13 protein-coding genes are annotated in these 15,870 nt (G+C 56.2%); 4 read left to right on the forward strand and 9 right to left on the reverse strand.

The window, feature by feature from the left end; translation table 11 throughout:
• Nucleotides 1-4: 4 nt before the first annotated feature.
• The 5 genes from trmL to lldP all read right to left on the reverse strand — a co-directional run bounded on the left by trmL (nucleotide 5) and on the right by lldP (nucleotide 5,654).
• Entirely contained in the window at nucleotides 5-478 is a 474-nt protein-coding gene (trmL, locus tag O1722_RS00710; protein ID WP_017693778.1) for a tRNA (uridine(34)/cytosine(34)/5-carboxymethylaminomethyluridine(34)-2'-O)-methyltransferase TrmL, read from the reverse strand.
• Nucleotides 479-523: 45 nt separating this feature from the next.
• Nucleotides 524-1,864 (reverse strand): MFS transporter, encoded by a 1,341-nt coding sequence (locus O1722_RS00715; RefSeq protein WP_032651952.1) that lies wholly within the window; start codon nucleotides 1,862-1,864, stop codon nucleotides 524-526.
• 180 nt (nucleotides 1,865-2,044) lie between these two features.
• Nucleotides 2,045-3,232: an FMN-dependent L-lactate dehydrogenase LldD gene (gene lldD / locus O1722_RS00720; RefSeq protein ID WP_015572772.1), complete on the reverse strand. Its 1,188-nt coding sequence runs from the start codon at nucleotides 3,230-3,232 to the stop codon at nucleotides 2,045-2,047.
• Entirely contained in the window at nucleotides 3,229-4,002 is a 774-nt protein-coding gene (lldR, locus tag O1722_RS00725) for a transcriptional regulator LldR (protein ID WP_006808630.1), read from the reverse strand. Before lldR ends, lldD begins: the two co-directional genes overlap by 4 nt.
• Nucleotides 3,999-5,654 carry an L-lactate permease gene (gene lldP / locus O1722_RS00730; RefSeq protein ID WP_003860175.1) on the reverse strand — a complete coding sequence of 552 codons (1,656 nt, stop codon included), beginning with the start codon at nucleotides 5,652-5,654 and terminating at the stop codon, nucleotides 3,999-4,001. The genes lldR and lldP overlap by 4 nt, the downstream gene beginning before the upstream one ends.
• 1,098 nt (nucleotides 5,655-6,752) lie before the next feature.
• Between lldP and O1722_RS00735 the strand changes: the two genes are divergently transcribed.
• The 4 genes from O1722_RS00735 to O1722_RS00750 are packed head-to-tail and all read left to right on the forward strand — an operon-like array spanning nucleotide 6,753 to nucleotide 11,628.
• Nucleotides 6,753-7,334: a fimbrial protein gene (locus O1722_RS00735; RefSeq protein ID WP_015572771.1), complete on the forward strand. Its 582-nt coding sequence runs from the start codon at nucleotides 6,753-6,755 to the stop codon at nucleotides 7,332-7,334.
• 30 nt (nucleotides 7,335-7,364) lie between these two features.
• The gene (locus O1722_RS00740; RefSeq protein ID WP_023295610.1) at nucleotides 7,365-8,039 is read left to right on the forward strand and encodes a fimbrial biogenesis chaperone; all 675 of its coding nucleotides are present in this window, start codon (nucleotides 7,365-7,367) and stop codon (nucleotides 8,037-8,039) included.
• Between the two features lie 4 nt (nucleotides 8,040-8,043).
• The gene (locus tag O1722_RS00745) at nucleotides 8,044-10,524 is read left to right on the forward strand and encodes a fimbria/pilus outer membrane usher protein (RefSeq protein WP_032668987.1); all 2,481 of its coding nucleotides are present in this window, start codon (nucleotides 8,044-8,046) and stop codon (nucleotides 10,522-10,524) included.
• Between the two features lie 9 nt (nucleotides 10,525-10,533).
• Complete coding sequence (locus O1722_RS00750) at nucleotides 10,534-11,628, forward strand: fimbrial protein (RefSeq protein WP_033488022.1); 1,095 nt, start codon at nucleotides 10,534-10,536, stop codon at nucleotides 11,626-11,628.
• Nucleotides 11,629-11,660: 32 nt separating this feature from the next.
• Here O1722_RS00750 and O1722_RS00755 read toward each other — a convergent pair whose 3' ends face one another.
• The 4 genes from O1722_RS00755 to O1722_RS00770 all read right to left on the reverse strand — a co-directional run bounded on the left by O1722_RS00755 (nucleotide 11,661) and on the right by O1722_RS00770 (nucleotide 15,826).
• Nucleotides 11,661-12,023, reverse strand: a complete 363-nt coding sequence (locus O1722_RS00755; protein WP_015572767.1) for a YibL family ribosome-associated protein — start codon at nucleotides 12,021-12,023, stop codon at nucleotides 11,661-11,663.
• A gap of 58 nt (nucleotides 12,024-12,081) precedes the next feature.
• Complete coding sequence (gene mtlR, locus O1722_RS00760; RefSeq protein WP_015572766.1) at nucleotides 12,082-12,672, reverse strand: mannitol operon repressor MtlR; 591 nt, start codon at nucleotides 12,670-12,672, stop codon at nucleotides 12,082-12,084.
• Nucleotides 12,669-13,817 (reverse strand): mannitol-1-phosphate 5-dehydrogenase, encoded by a 1,149-nt coding sequence (mtlD, locus tag O1722_RS00765; protein ID WP_017382581.1) that lies wholly within the window; start codon nucleotides 13,815-13,817, stop codon nucleotides 12,669-12,671. The genes mtlR and mtlD overlap by 4 nt, the downstream gene beginning before the upstream one ends.
• Before the next feature lie 101 nt (nucleotides 13,818-13,918).
• Nucleotides 13,919-15,826 (reverse strand): PTS mannitol transporter subunit IICBA, encoded by a 1,908-nt coding sequence (locus O1722_RS00770; RefSeq protein WP_015572764.1) that lies wholly within the window; start codon nucleotides 15,824-15,826, stop codon nucleotides 13,919-13,921.
• Nucleotides 15,827-15,870: the final 44 nt, after the last annotated feature.

Here is a 15,870-nt window from a genome sequence, read left to right on the forward strand (position 1 = left end):
TGTTTTAGCTACGCAATATCGCGCCGGGATAACCCAGCTGGCGCCACGCCTCATACACCACCACCGACACCGCATTCGACAGGTTCATGCTGCGGCTGTCCGGCATCATCGGAATACGAATTTTCTGCTCAGCGGGCAGGGCATCCAGAATGGTGGCCGGCAGGCCGCGGGTTTCCGGACCAAACATCAGATAATCCCCGTCCTGATAGCGTACGGCGCTGTGCGCTGGCGTACCTTTGGTGGTCAGGGCGAACATGCGCTGTGGTTTTTCGGATCCCAGAAACGCGGCGTAATCGTGATGACGAACGACGGCGGTAAACTCATGGTAGTCCAGCCCCGCGCGGCGCAGACGTTTGTCGTCCCACGTAAAGCCCATCGGCTCAATAATGTGCAGACGAAAACCGGTGTTGGCGCACAGGCGGATAATATTGCCGGTGTTCGGCGGAATTTCTGGTTCGAATAAGACGATGTTAAGCATGCTGCCCCCTTAATTGCGGGGGCAGAATAGCAGAAAAGAGAGGGACTAGGCGACGCCCGGCTCCTGCGCGCGGCTATACAGCATTTTGTAGACGGTTGCCGCCGCAGCCACGAGAGCAGGTACGCTGAGGATCATTAAAATACTGTCCGCCTGCCACTGCATGGAAAGAAGCTGGGCGCTGGTCATGGTGCCCGCCACGCCGCCGAAGCGGCCGATCCCCTGCATCCAGGCGATACCCGTCGCACGGCACTCGGTAGGGTAAAAGGTGGCGGCCAGGGTCTGCATGCCCGACTGCGCGCCGTTCATCGCGATCCCCATCAGGAAAATTAACCCGCCAAACAGGGCGATATGGTTATGCTCAATGCCGAGTAAAAGAATCAGGCCCATCGTCAGCACGAAACCACACGCTACCACCTTGTGCGCTTCCCAGCGATCCATCATCCAGCCCGCGAGCAAAATGCCAGCGGTGCCGCCGAAGGTGAACAGCGAGGTAAGCCAGGCGGATTCCGCCAGCGCATATCCCATCCCCTGCATCAGCGTTGGCATCCAGCTCAGCAGGACGTAATAAATCACCAGCCCCATAAAATAGGTGACCCACAGCATCAGGGTGCCGGGCAGCCAGGGCATGGAAAACAGCTGCGACACGCTGCCTTTTTTCGACGCGACTTTCTCCTCCGCGAGGAAAAAGCCCGTGACGCTATCCAGCGTGCTGCGGGCGAACCGGCTGGCGATGCGGCGAACCTGGGCGACGTCTTTCCCGCGCTGCACCAGAAACTTCACCGACTCCGGCAACAGCAGCGCCAGCAGCACCGTTAAAATCAGCGGCGCAATCGCGCCGGTCAGCAGCACGCTTCGCCAGCCGTGGTGAGGGATAAGCCAGGATGAGATTGCTCCGCCGCCCGCCGCACCCAGCGGAAAGCCGCAGTACATGGTGTTAATTGCCATGGCGCGGCAGCGCTGGGGGGCAAACTCGGAGATCAGCGTGATGGCGTTAGGCATGGCAGCGCCGAGGCCGAGGCCCGTCAGAAAGCGCCACAGCGTCAGGGTATTCAGACTTTGCGCCCAGGCCGTGCCCAGGCTCGCCAGGCCGAAGAACAGACACGAAAAGACCAGCACGCGCTTGCGTCCCATCCGGTCCGATACCGGACCTGCAATCAGGGCACCCAGCGACAGCCCCAGCAGCGCCGCACTCAGCACCGGCCCCAGATCCTGTTTATGTATTCCCCACTCCGTCGACAGCGTAGGCGCAATGTAACCCATCGCTGCGGTATCAAACCCATCAATCGCCAGCACCAGAAAGCCCAGCACAATAAGAAGCCAGTGAAACCCTGAAAAAGGACTTTCATCGATCACCTGCTGAATATCCACCTTACCTGAATACGCCATACGCTCCACTCCGATCTGATGTTGTTTTTGTGTTCTTGTATTTGCTTGTCTATACAATTGCGGACGGCAGGTGGATGTCAAATTTTATTATCCAGAATGTTACGCAGGTGTTATTTTCGACAAAAAAAGCGCCCGAGGGGGAAGTCGGGCGCGGAAGAAGGGGAGGCTAACCGGGGGAGATCAGGCCGCGTTTCCCTGAGAAAGAGGGGCCAGCGCCGCAGGCAGCTTACTGAGCTCCTGCACCAGCGAGTCTTTGCTGATTTCACCGATTGTTTTCGCACCGGTCAGCGTCATCGCCACCTTCATCTCTTTCTCGATCAGGTTCAGCAGATTCGCCACGCCCGCCTGGCCGCTGGTGGCCAGCGCGTACAGGTAAGCACGGCCCAGCAGCACGCTGTCCGCGCCCAGGGCGATCATGCGCACCACGTCCAGCCCGTTACGGATGCCGCTGTCGGCCAGGATCGCAATATCGCCTTTCACCGCATCGGCAATGGCCGGCAGGGCGCGGGCGGAGGAGAGCACCCCGTCAAGCTGGCGGCCACCATGGTTAGAGACCACGATCCCATCGGCGCCAAAACGTACCGCGTCGCGGGCATCTTCCGGGTCGAGGATCCCTTTGATCACCATCGGGCCGTCCCAGAATTCGCGGATCCACTCCAGGTCTTTCCATGAGATAGATGGATCGAAATTGTTCGCCAGCCAGCCGATGTAATCTTCCAGCCCGGTCGGTTTACCCAGGTAGGCCGAAATATTGCCCAGATCGTGCGGACGGCCGTTCACGCCCACATCCCACGCCCACTGCGGGTGCGTCACCGCCTGCCAGTAACGGCGCAGGGCCGCGTTAGGGCCGCTCATGCCGGAGTGGGCGTCGCGGTAGCGCGCGCCGGGGGTCGGCATGTCGACGGTAAAGACCAGCGTTGAGCAGCCCGCCGCTTTGGCGCGCTCCAGTGCGTTGCGCATAAAACCGCGATCGCGCAGGACGTACAGCTGGAACCACATCGGGCGCTTGATGGTCGGGGCGACTTCTTCAATCGGGCAGACGGACACGGTGGAAAGGGTAAACGGAATGCCTTTGGCATCTGCGGCGGCGGCGGCCTGCACTTCACCGCGACGGGCATACATGCCGCATAAACCGACAGGTGCGAGCGCTACCGGCATGGAGAGCGTTTCGTTAAACAGCTTCGTCTCAAGGCTCAGGTCAGACATATTCTTCAGCACGCGCTGGCGCAGGGCCACCTCCGACAGGTCTTCCACGTTGCGGCGCAGGGTGTATTCGGCATACGCCCCGCCGTCAATGTAGTGGAACAGGAACGGGGGCAAAATGCGCTGCGCCGCGGCGCGATAATCACTGGCTGCTGAAATAATCATGCTTTGTTCTCCCTGGAAATATCACTCTCGCCAGGCAGACGGGTAATACGCGCCTGTCGGGCCTGATCTTCATCGAATCGTTTAATGGTGGTATGCACGAAGCCGAGATGCGCCATCATCGCCTTGCGCGCGGCCTCGGCATCACCGGCCAGAATGGCGTTGAGCACCGCCTCGTGCTGTTCGGTCAGCTGAGCAAACACCGGCGGGACCAGATACATGCGCTGGCGGCTCTGCTTCACGGAGGATTGCAGCAGGTCGAAGAACCCGCGCATGGTTTGCAGCAGTACCACGTTGTGCGAGGCCTCGGCAATCGCCAGATGGAACCGCACATCCGCCTGGGAGGCGATGTCCGGGTCGCTGCTTTGCGTGGCTTCAAAACAGGCTTTGAGCTTCTCTTTGTCGGCGTCGGTTGCCCGCATCGCCGCGTGCCACGCTGTACTGGTTTCGATGGCGTGACGCGCTTCGAGGATGTCGAAGCTGTAGTCCGGGTCGTTTTCCATCAGCGTCTTCAGCGGCTGCACGATGTTTTGTTCGGACCAGTCGTCATGCTGCCAGCGCACGAAGGTGCCGCCGCCGCGACGGCTCAGCAGCACCCCTTCACTAACCAGCGTCGCCAGCGCCTCGCGCAGCGAGTTGCGCGACACGCCAAGCTGAGCGGCAAGCTGACGCTCGGCGGGCAATCTCATGCCCGCTTCCAGCTGTTGTTCTTCTATCAGCGCCCGTACGCGAGTGGCAATCTCGTCGGACAGGCGTCTGGGCATCACTATCATGGAATCATCCAGGTTAAGACATAGGCCTGCAATGTGGTGATCACGCCCACCATGCAGGTAAATATCAGGCTGTGTTTAACGGTAAAGCGGAACAGGTCCGACTCTTTGCCTACCAGCCCCACCGCGGCACAGGCAATGGCGATGGACTGCGGCGAGATCATCTTCCCGGTCACGCCGCCGGTGGTGTTCGCGGCGACCAGCAGCACGTCCGAGACGCCAATCTGCTGCGCGGCCGTGGCCTGTAGGGCGGCAAACAGGGCGTTAGATGACGTATCTGAACCAGTCAGGAACACCCCCAGCCAGCCGAGGAACGGCGAGAAGAAGGTAAACGCGTGGCCGGTATGCGCCAGCGCTAACGCCAGCGTCGACGACAGGCCGGAGTAGTTCGAAATAAACGCGAACGCCAGCACCATGCCGATGGAGTAAATCGGCAACATCAGCTCTTTAATCGTCGCCGCAAAGGTCTGCACCGCGGCGGCAGGCTTCATGCGCAGCCACACTACGGAAAGGATAGCGGCAAACAGGATGGCCGTGCCGGTGGCTGAGAACCAGTCGAACTTAAACACTGCCGCATATGGCGTGGCGTCGTGCACCACCGGCGGCATACGGGCGACCATTTTGTCGAGGAACGGCACGGAGATATTAATCACCATGTCGTACAGCGCGCCGCCCGGGGCGAACAGGGCTTTAAACGGCGGAATGCTCCACAGCGTCACGGTGGCGGTCAGGAACAGGAACGGTGACCATGCGCGCACAATCTGTCCGGCGGTATAGCCGGTGCGCGCCAGCGTCTGATCCACATGTGAGGCACCCATATCGGCAAAGCGGAAGATGCGCACCGGCTGCCAGCGTTTCAGGAACAGCGTCAGACAGACCAGCGACACCAGGGAAGAGATGATGTCCGGCAGTTCCGGGCCGAGGAAGTTGGAGCTGAGATACTGGGCAATGGCGAACGAACCGCCCGCTACCATCACCGCAGGCCAGGTCTCCTTCACGCCGCGCCAGCCGTCCATAATCGCCATGATCCAGAACAGCACGATAATGGTCAGGAACGGCAGCTGGCGACCTACCATCTGGCCGATCTCGAAGCTGTCCAGCCCGGTCACCTGGCCCGCCACCAGAATCGGAATGCCCATCGCGCCAAACGCCACCGGGGCGGTGTTCACAATCAGGCACAGGCCAGCGGCATACAGCGGGTTAAAGCCCAGCCCGACCAGCAGAGCGGCGGTGATCGCCACCGGCGCGCCAAATCCTGCTGCCCCTTCAAGGAACGCCCCGAAGGAGAAACCGACAATCAGCATCTGTAAACGCTGGTCCGGTGTAATAGAGAGAATCGACGAGCGAATAATGTCGAACTGCCCGGTTTTGACCGAGATTTTGTAGACAAAGACGGCGGCGATGATGATCCACGCAATCGGCCACAGGCCGTAGAAGAAACCATACACCACGGAGGCCAGCGCGCGATCGACCGGCATTTTATAGAAGAACAGCGCCACCAGCAGGGCGATGGCAACGGTGTACGTTGCGGCAAGGTAGCCCTTCAGCTTGAGCTTAATTAGCGCAAAGAAGAAGAACAGGATCGGTAGCGATGCGATCAGGCTCGACAGCCAGATATTCCCGGCCGGATCGTAGTTTTGTTGCCAGAGGCTCATGCAGGTCTCCTGAGGACCACACAGGTGTTCGTCGGGTGAGTCTCTGCTCATCTCAGCGTCACACTTAGTGTAAAAGTGGTCCGTCCAATATTGTGATGTAGGGTTAATGGCAATAAATGGTTAACCAAGTGTTGCTATTCGGCAATGGTTTTGTGAAGTGGAGCATCAAAACTGTGAACGATGGATAGCTTTGCACATGATTGGTAGGACCAAACCCGCAAAATTAACTTACCGTGTGCGATGGGAGCGGTAGTCAGGTGGAGAGCATTACATTCGTTTTTGAGCAGATACGACGCGTAAAAGATGTTGAATAAAATGGGGAGGTGATAATATTACGTGAATTGAATGAGGTTTGTTTGCTTTATTTGTGTTTTTGAAAAGCTGTATATATGTGAGCAGAGTGATTTATTTCCTATAAATAAAATTTTTTTTGGTTAAAAATGCGAAATCTAAGCTGTAGCAAAAAATTTTAATTAAGGTAAATTTCACATATAGATTTTAACAGTGTATTACAAACGATCAATTGCTGATCGATAAAGAAATATCCTGTTTAACCGTGATTTTTCAGGATAAAGGGCAAGAATTTTTTGCTGAAGTGACATTTTTTGGCTAATAATATTCTGAAATAAATTGATCAAACAATGATCAGTTGGCTCTCTTGTAATTTAGTTACGGTATTAAAAGCAAATTAATAATTATCAGGGCAATCGAAAGGGGTTAAATTTGTTAGCTGAGTGTTAATTCCAGAGTGTTTACAGACGCGGCGTACTGCTTTTCAATACGTAGACGTTAAAAGGCATATGATTTACTATTTATTCAGAAGCAACGTTACAGAAGACATTAAATTTATTACTAACCACAACGTATTCAGTGTTATTTTCGGCCAGAAGTCATTTCCTCAGTTGCAGGATATCTGTGTATGGCCTTCTGAAAATATACGGATTATCACCATGGGATGGACCCTGCTTTATTCTATAAGGTCGCGTCACCCATTCTGCTAAAACCCTTTTGGTGGCGTTTTTAAATCCTTATAGCGGTTATTGTACCTGGTACAACAAGTCTATATCTGTTTAATTTACAGAGGGGAAAGTGTTCCAAATGAAAATCAAAAATGTGGCGCTGGCGATTGCCGCGGCGGGGCTGCTGTTATCTTCTCAATCAGTACTGGCAAGCAGTGATTCTGGTGTTAATGCTTCCCTGGATACAGGCGCTGGCTCGCAGAGCACAGGCGGCGTGATCAACTTTACCGGGAAAATCACCCTTATTTCCTGTGATATTACCCCTGCGTCAAAAAGCAAAACGGTAGACCTCGGCGCGTGGGCGAAAAGCTACTTCGACGATCACAGCGAAACGACGCCGCGTGAGTTCAAAATCAACGTAGAGAACTGCCCGGAGACGGTTGAATCGGTTGCGGTACTTTTTGACGGAACCAAAGATACGGTGAATGACACACTGCTACAGGTTACGCCAGGCGAAGGTATGGCGACGGGCGTCGGCGTGAAGCTTTATAACAGCGATCGCAGCACCGCGATTAAACCGGGTACGGTATCTGAAACAACCGCACCGGATGCTGAAGGCAATGCTGAATTAACGTTTTATGCCTCTCTCGACAAAGACGGTTCGGAAATTAACGCGGGCGACGTCAATGCCGTTTCCAACTTCCTGATGGTTTATAACTGATTTCACTCTCAGCCACCTCCAGAGATAATAATGATGAAACGTTTATCGTATATTATGCTCACTGCATTAATGGTTAGTTCTGCGTCAGTTTCCGCTGGCGTTGTAATGGGGGGAACACGGATCGTATACCCACAACACAGCAAGGAGGTGGCATTTTCTGTTTCTAATATGGAAAGTGCGGTTCCCTATCTTATTCAGTCGTGGGTTGAAGGTGATGGGCAGGATAAAAATAACGCTGCGCCATTTATTGTCACACCACCTCTGTTCAGACTTGATCCGGAGCAGACCAACACGCTGCGTATTCAATATACCGGCGCTCCGCTGCCCACAGATCGTGAATCTGTATTCTGGCTCGATATTAAAGCGATTGCGCCAAAGCCAAAAGAGAGCAGCAACGAATTACAAGTTAACGTTAAATCGAAATTTAAAATTTTCTACCGCCCGGACAACCTTAAAGGGGACGCTGCCACTGCCTGGCAGAAAATAACGTTTTCGCGGACGGGAAAAGGGCTTAAGGCCGCCAACCCGACGCCATACTACGTCTCTTTTTATCGACTGTCCGTTGGCGGGCATAAAATTGAGCAGCCGGGCATGATCGGTCCAGGGGAAATCCGCGAATGGCCTGTGTCCGCCTCCGGGGGCGTAAGCTGGTCGGCTATTAATGATTTTGGTGCCATCACCGCCACCCACACCCAGCCTCTTTAAGACCATGTCTTTTCGCCTGTTTCGTTACGCGCCGCTTTCGGTGTTGCTGCTTAGCTTCAGCCGCGCGGGGATGGCCGAGGATTACTTTGATCCCGCCGCGCTGGAGCTTTCCTCTACCGAACAGAAAACGGCGGATCTGCACTATTTCTCTGAAAAGGGCGGGCAGATGCCAGGCACCTGGCTCGTGACGCTGGAGATTAACGGACGCGAGGAGCGGCATCAGGAGATCACCTTCGTCAATGAGAAAGGCAGCCTGCAACCCGTTTTTAGCGTATCGCTGCTGGAAGCGCTTGGGGTGAATGTCAGGGCCATTCCTGCATTCTCCCGGTTGCGGGAGGGAGAATCGTTCACGCACCTCGCGGATTTCATTCCGGCAGCGCGAACCTCCTATGATTTCAACCAGCAGCGTCTCTTTCTCAGCCTGCCGCAGGCGGCGATGAAACACCGTAGCCGTGGCTACGTGCCGCAGTCGCAGTGGGACGATGGTATCCCGGCGGCCTTTACTGATTACAGTCTGTCGGGCGGCCAGGCACATCATCAGCGTGGCGTCACGACATCCAGCTATCTGAGCCTGCGTAACGGTATCAATCTGGGGGCGTGGCGGTTGCGCAACACCTCCGCCTGGAGCCACAGCGACGCGGGCGGCGACCATTTTCAGTCGCAAAGTAGCTGGCTGACCCGGGATATTCGCCGTCTTAACAGCCAGCTACGGATCGGCGATGCCTGGACCGCAGGCGACGTCTTCGATAGCGTGGCGTTTCGCGGGGTACAGCTCACATCAAGCGAAAGCATGTTGCCCGACAGCCAGCGCGGCTTCGCACCAACCATCCGCGGCGTCGCACACAGCTTCGCTAAAGTCTCCGTTTCGCAAAATGGCTATGTGATCTATGAAACCTGGGTGGCCGCCGGGCCATTTATCATTAACGATCTGTTCCCCGGCGCACAAAGTGGCGATCTACAGGTGACGGTCACGGAAAGTGACGGCTCAACGCGCGTCTTTACCCAACCCTATTCTGCGGTGCCGTTTATGCGACGCCTGGGCAGCCTGAAATACAGCCTCAACGCCGGACGATTTCACTCCGGCTCCGGCGATGCGCGTTCACCTGAGTTTGTTGAAGGCGCTTTCTTCTACGGCCTGCTCTCGAGGATGACGGTGTATGGCGGCTTTCGTACGGCGAGCAACTATCAGGCCGGTGCAATTGGCGTAGGCAGAGGGTTTGGCGCATTTGGCTCGCTGGGCATTGACGATACGCTGGCAAAAAGCCGTTTACCCAATGGCAAAAGCGCGATGGGGCAGGCGTGGCGCATTCAGTATCAGAAAGATTTCAGCGCTACCGGCACCGCCTTCAACCTGGCGAGTTATCGCTATGCCTCGCGCAATTACTATGAATTCAGTGAACTGAATCAGTCTGACAGCCAACAGCTGCAACTCAATAATCGCCGTAGCCGCTCGCAGGTCACCTTCTCACAGACGCTGGGTCAGTTCGGCAGCCTCAGCGTCTCGGCATGGATGCAGGATTACTGGCATACGTCCGGGCAGGATAAAACCATCCACATTGGCTGGTACACCAGCTGGCGAGGCATTACCTGGGGCGCGGGGTATGACTACACCGACTCAGCGCTTGAGCAGCATCCCGATCGTACCGTGTCGTTTAACGTCAATGTTCCGCTTGGTCACTGGTTGCCGGACAGCTCGGTCAGTTACTTCATCAACCACAACAATCGTGGGATGACCACGCAGCAGGTGTCACTCAACGGCAGTGCGCTGGCGAATCGCAACCTTAATTACAGCGTTCAGCAGAGTAAGGCCAGCGAGGGACAAGCCGACAGTACCAGCCTGGCGCTGCAATACAACGGTGGCTACGGCAACGTCAGCCTCGGTTATGACCACAGCCGAAGCGGTAGCAACGCGAGCCTCGGACTCGCCGGAGGCGTTATCGCCACGCAGTATGGCGTCACGCTTAGCCAGCCGCTGGGCGATACCGTCGCCCTGCTACGCGTGCCCGGCGCGGCGAACGTTGAGCCGGAGGGCTACAACGGGATCCATACCGACAGCCGCGGCTATGCGGTCATGCCAACGCTCTCGGCGTACCGCAAAAATACCGTCAGTCTTGATACGGCGACGCTGGGTGAGAACGTCGACGTTGAGCAGAGCGGTCTGACGCTCATTCCCACCAGCGGCGCGGTGGTGCTGGCCAATTACAAAACCCACATTGGTTATCGCGTTCTGTTTTCCCTGCGCTACCACGGCGAACCGTTGCCGTTTGGCGCGCAGGCTGAAGTGGTGGAGCAGAACCGCCATTCTGCAAACCGAAGCATGGTCGCTGACGGCGGTCAGGCCTACCTGAGTGGGGTACCAGAGCGCGGCACCCTGCGCGTCAGCTGGTATCAGGACGGGGAGCAGCAGCAATGCCAGACACCTTTCAGACTGGGGAAAGCTCATATGGCCCCCGGTATCGCCACGCTATCCGTTGAGTGCCATTAGAGGAATATCATGCGTCGTTTTATTCACTGGTTTTTCTACCTGAGCCTTCTTTCGCTTTTTGGCATGCTGAGTTTTCATGCCCATGCTCAGACCTCATCTTGCCGCACCACGCGCGATCAGTGGGTCGTTCAGGTGCCCTACGCCATAGGGTATGCGCCCGGCACGGCGGACTGGACGCCGATATCTGCGCCGATACAGTCTACCGGGGCGGATTTCTACAGCTGTGATGGCGGGAATGATGCCTGGCGTAGTATCGGCTTTGTCGACATGGATAACCCCGTCGGCACCGTGGTTGGTGAAGACGGCGCGTCACGTCACGTCTATAAAACTCAGATCGATGGCATCGGCTATGCGCTGGGGTTCCGGGAACAGCAGTACTGCGGCGCCGATGCGGTACGCTATATTGACGGCACAAGTCAGGTGAATGGCAATGAGTCCCGGCGCATTTGCGACGCATCGCAAAACCCCGCCTTTGCCAGCGCCTCAATGTATAAAATGCAGTTCTGGGTGGTGTTTTACAAAATTCCAACGACCAGCGCCATGCCTGACGATAACGCCAATTCCCAGGAGCAAAATGTCGGATCGCTGATATTGCAGGCGGGAGAAAATCAAGCCAGCGCCACCAACGTGGCGACACCGGTACAGATCCATCTCGCCAGCTTCACCGTCAGGCGTACCAGCTGTTCAGTGGGCTCTCGCAGCATTCTTGTTCCCATGGGGAGCGTGAGCCAGCGTGAATTTCATGGCATAGGCTCCCGCGCCGGAGGCGGACGCTTCAGCATTCCGGTGACCTGCGAAAATAACACGGCGGTGAAGATGGGTTTCTTTGGCGATACCACGCCGGGCAACGATCGGGCGCTGGCGTTGACGAAGCAGGAGGATAGCGCCAGCGGTGTCGGGATCGAACTGCTTTACGGTGACAATACCGGTTCGGTTCAGGGGCAGGTGGTACCGTGGAACATCCCACAGGTGTCAGCATTTGAGCAAGTGGGGGATAACCAGACGCAAACCTTCTGGTTTGATGCGCATTACCTTCAGACGGAAGAGAACGTGACGGCGGGAAAAGCGGATGCGATGGCGACGTTTAACCTGATTTACAACTGAGTTTCCCCTGCCGCAGCGGCAGGGGAGGACGATCAGAACGCGGTCTTACAAAAACCCGTCATCTCTTTCAGGCCCATTTCGCGACCAAGCTCAGTCATCGGGTGCACCACTACCAGGCCACGGACGCTTTTCTTCAGCTTGCCCATGTCGGCCTGCTCTTTTTTGGTGATCGCGCGGCGATGCGGCATGTTCATCAGCTTCTGCGCTTCTTTACTCAGCTTCTGGCCTTTCACTTCGCGCAGGCGTTCAATTTCCGCCTCCAGCTTCACGGACTCTTTTTCCAGCTCGGCATATTTCTCGGCAGAATCGACCAGGGAGAGGCCAGCCATCTGATGGCGGATCAGATCCAGACGGTCGCTCAGGCGTTTAATTTCGTTCTTTTCGACTTCTTTCATGACAAATAACTCTGAAAACGGGGAATTTACAGGGAAGGATACACCAATGTGTGCGGGCTTACTTCTGAAACGCTTTTTTTAAGCTGATTTTAGAAATCAGCTCAGTCAGGGAAAGCACCATGGTGGAGCGCACAACCTGTTGATAACGCAGCTTTTGCATCGCGTACAGCTCAGGGTCGCTGTTATCAAACTGAGGTGCGGGAGGGAGCGCGGATACGCAGTGCAGTTCGCCGAAGGGCCCCAGTATCTCATCATCGGTAAAGGTGTACTCATTACCGTCATGATTGAGCTCTTCGCGCAGCGCCATTAACAGCTCGGCGTCTTCATACTCCTGGCGGTTCAGCACGCCAAGACCGTAAATCAGCTTCAGCCGTACCGATAAATCGCCCAGCGGTCCGTCTCCGTCCAGTAACGGTTCTACAGCATACTTTACCGCGTAGTCGTCTTTGCGAAACACCTGAAGCACCAGAATGTTCACCGCCTCGGTTAACAGCTCGACGGCGGCAATCAGGAAACTTCGTACGGTTTTGCCAGCATTCAGACGCTCAAGCACACGATTTTCAAAGGCCTGGGTTTGTTCCATTATTGCCTGCATATCTGACAATCTGTTATTCGGGCGCAGGCTAACCTGCGCCGGACTCTGCATCATTTGGTTGCGTTGTATGCGCTGACCGCCTCCGCAACTACGTCACTGTTGGCATCCAGACCGGAGATCTGCGCCAGCGCAGCCTGCGCGCCTTTGTCATCAATCAGCTGAGCCAGCTCAATCGCCTGCGGGTCCTGCTCGCTGCGGTAGTGCATGGCGGCAGCGATGCCCTTCACCAGGTTTGCGTGCGGCAGGCCGTATTCCAGCGTGCCCAGCAGCGGTTTAATCAGGCGGTCGCCCGCGCTCAGTTTACGCAGCGGCTGACGACCCACGCGCTCAACGTCATCTTTCAGATACGGGTTTTCAAAACGACCGAGGATTTTCTGGATGTATGCCGCGTGTTTATCAGCATCAAAACCGTAGCGTTTGATCAGCACCGCGCCGCTCTCTTCCATTGCCCCTTTGACCACCGCACGGATGTTCTCATCGAGGATCGCGTCACGAATCGTCTGATGACCGGCCAATTTTCCGAGGTACGCGGTTATAGCATGCCCGGTGTTCAGCGTGAAGAGTTTACGTTCGACAAATGCCATCAGGTTATCGGTTAATTCCATTCCCGGAATGGTCGGCAGCGCGCCCTTAAACTGGGTTTTATCAACGATCCACTCGCTGAAGGTTTCCACGGTCACTTCCAGCGGATCGTTGGTGGCGGATGCTGAAGGTGGAACGATGCGATCCACGGCGGAATCCACAAAACCTACGTGCGCTTCAACCCAGGCTTTATCTTCGTCTGCGACGGCCGCAAGAACGTGGCCTTTCAGCTGCGTGGTGCCGCGCACCATGTTTTCACAGGCGATGATGTTCAGCGGCGTTTCAACGCCCTGTGCTTTACGCTTCGCCAGGCCTTTCGCGACCGCCGGGGCGATACGCTCAAGCACCACCGGACCCACGGCGGTGGTGACCAGATCAACGCTCGCGATGAGGTCAATCACGTCGTCGCCAATGCTGCTTACCGCGTTGACGCCAGAGACCGTTTCAACCTGTTCGTTTTCACCCACCACGTGAACCTGATAGCTATGACGGGCATTCAGGGCATCCAGAACCACCTGATTCACATCGGCGAATGTCAGGGTAATGCCCGCGTCTGCCAGCAGTTTACCGATAAAGCCACGACCAATATTACCTGCGCCAAAATGTAATGCTTTCATAGTGTTAACCTTCATCAATGTTTTTACCCGAGAGGGCTGGGGTGAGGAACGTTTTCCCCTCACCCTAGCCCTCTCCCCGGGGGGAGAGGGAAGAGGCGCTGTTACTTGTTCAGCAGGGCCAGAACTTCTTCAACGCTGGTGGTGTTGGCCAGACGCTCAATAACCGTTTCGTCATCCAGCGCATTGGTCAGGCTGGTAATCACCTGGATATGCTCGTTGTTGCGAGCGGCGATACCAATCACCAGACGGGCGATGTCGTCCTCTTCTTCACCGAAGCGCACGCCATCAGGATACTGACAGAACACCACGCCGGTTTTCAGCACGCGGTCTTTGGCTTCCACCGTACCGTGCGGAACCGCGATGGATTCACCCAGGTAGGTTGGGGTCAGCTTTTCGCGTTCCAGCATCGCCTCAACGTACTCAGGCTGAACGTAGCCGCCTTTCACCAGCTGCTCACCGGCGAAGCGAATGGCCTCTTCTTTATTGGTCGCCGTGCGGCCAAGGAAGATGTTTTCAGCGCCCAGTTTGAACAGATGCGCGTTGCTCTCGTCGAAGCTGTCTTGCAGGCTGGTACGCACTTTCACTTCGTTATCTTCATGGCGCTGCGCCGCCACCAGGCGTTCGGTCAGGCTGGCGTACAGGCCGCTGTCGAGGAAGTTGGTCAGGGAAATGTGCTGCGCCTGCGGTACCTGACGCATAGCGCGTTCGGTCAGATCGCGGTGCGTGATCACCAGGTCAACGTCCGGCGGCAGGCTGTTAATCGCGCTGTTGGTGACGGAGATGTTGGTCAGACCCGCATCCTGCACTTTCTTCCGCAGTACGCCCGCACCCATTGCGCTGGAGCCCATACCGGCATCACAAGCCACGATGATTTTACGCACGTGGCTCAGGTCGTTAGAGACATCTCCCGCCGCCAGCGGCGTTGCGCCTTTGGATTCGGCTTTCATGTCATGCATACGACGGGTTGCCGCTTCGATATCGTCGTCTTCTTTCACCTTGCTGGTTTTCAGCAGGATAGCGGAGGCCACGAAGGAGACCGCCATGGCCGCACAGATCGCCGCGATGTTCGCGAAGTAGGCGCCTTTCGGGGTCATCGCCAGCACCGCCAGGATAGAGCCTGGAGAAGCAGGAGACACCAGACCACCGCCCAGTACGCTCAGGGTGAACACGCCGGTCATACCGCCAAGGATAACGGCCAGGATCAGACGTGGGTTCATCAGCACATACGGGAAGTAAATTTCGTGAATACCGCCCAGGAAGTGAATGATCGCCGCGCCGCCAGCAGACTGTTTCGCGCTACCGCGACCAAAGAACATGTACGCCAGCAGAACGCCCATACCTGGACCCGGGTTCGCTTCAATCAGGAAGAAGATGGACTTGCCGAGATCGTGTGACTGCTGAATACCCAGCGGTGAGAAGATACCGTGGTTGATGGCGTTGTTCAGGAACAGGATTTTCGCTGGTTCAACAAAGATAGACGCCAGCGGCAGCATGTCGTGCGCCACCATGAAGTTAACGCCCGCCGCCAGCAGCTTGGACAGCACTTCAACCGCCGGGCCAATGCCGAGGAACGCCAGAATCGCGAGGATCATCCCGATGATGCCCGCAGAGAAGTTGTTCACCAGCATTTCGAAGCCGGATTTGATCTTGCCATCAACCCAGACGTCAAATTTCTTGATCGCCCAGCCGCCCAGAGGACCGGCAATCATCGCACCGAGGAACATCGGCATATCCGCACCGACGATCACCCCCATGGTTGTGATGGCACCCACGACGCCACCGCGGTCACCGCCCACCAGACGACCACCGGTATAACCGATGAGCAGTGGCAGGAGATAGGTAATCATTGGGCCAACAAGTTTTGCCAGCGTTTCGTTAGGCAACCACCCTGTCGGAATAAATAATGCGGTGATAATACCCCACGCGATAAACGCGCCGATATTTGGCATCACCATGTTGCTGAGGAAACGACCAAAGCTTTGCACTTTGATCTTGAAATCGGATGACATAAAACACCCCTTCTTATGTTTACGCTTAGGCTTGTGGCCCGAGG

This window comes from Enterobacter cloacae complex sp. HYC003_NIDB, from assembly GCF_056673375.1.

Coding starts and splice junctions, on each gene's coding strand:
- trmL (WP_017693778.1), bottom strand. CDS start 478: ATGCTTAACATCGTCTTATTCGAACCAGAAATTCCGCCGAACACCGGC.
- O1722_RS00715 (WP_032651952.1), bottom strand. CDS start 1,864: ATGGCGTATTCAGGTAAGGTGGATATTCAGCAGGTGATCGATGAAAGT.
- lldD (WP_015572772.1), bottom strand. CDS start 3,232: ATGATTATTTCAGCAGCCAGTGATTATCGCGCCGCGGCGCAGCGCATT.
- lldR (WP_006808630.1), bottom strand. CDS start 4,002: ATGATAGTGATGCCCAGACGCCTGTCCGACGAGATTGCCACTCGCGTA.
- lldP (WP_003860175.1), bottom strand. CDS start 5,654: ATGAGCCTCTGGCAACAAAACTACGATCCGGCCGGGAATATCTGGCTG.
- O1722_RS00735 (WP_015572771.1), top strand. CDS start 6,753: ATGAAAATCAAAAATGTGGCGCTGGCGATTGCCGCGGCGGGGCTGCTG.
- O1722_RS00740 (WP_023295610.1), top strand. CDS start 7,365: ATGATGAAACGTTTATCGTATATTATGCTCACTGCATTAATGGTTAGT.
- O1722_RS00745 (WP_032668987.1), top strand. CDS start 8,044: ATGTCTTTTCGCCTGTTTCGTTACGCGCCGCTTTCGGTGTTGCTGCTT.
- O1722_RS00750 (WP_033488022.1), top strand. CDS start 10,534: ATGCGTCGTTTTATTCACTGGTTTTTCTACCTGAGCCTTCTTTCGCTT.
- O1722_RS00755 (WP_015572767.1), bottom strand. CDS start 12,023: ATGAAAGAAGTCGAAAAGAACGAAATTAAACGCCTGAGCGACCGTCTG.
- mtlR (WP_015572766.1), bottom strand. CDS start 12,672: ATGATGCAGAGTCCGGCGCAGGTTAGCCTGCGCCCGAATAACAGATTG.
- mtlD (WP_017382581.1), bottom strand. CDS start 13,817: ATGAAAGCATTACATTTTGGCGCAGGTAATATTGGTCGTGGCTTTATC.
- O1722_RS00770 (WP_015572764.1), bottom strand. CDS start 15,826: ATGTCATCCGATTTCAAGATCAAAGTGCAAAGCTTTGGTCGTTTCCTC.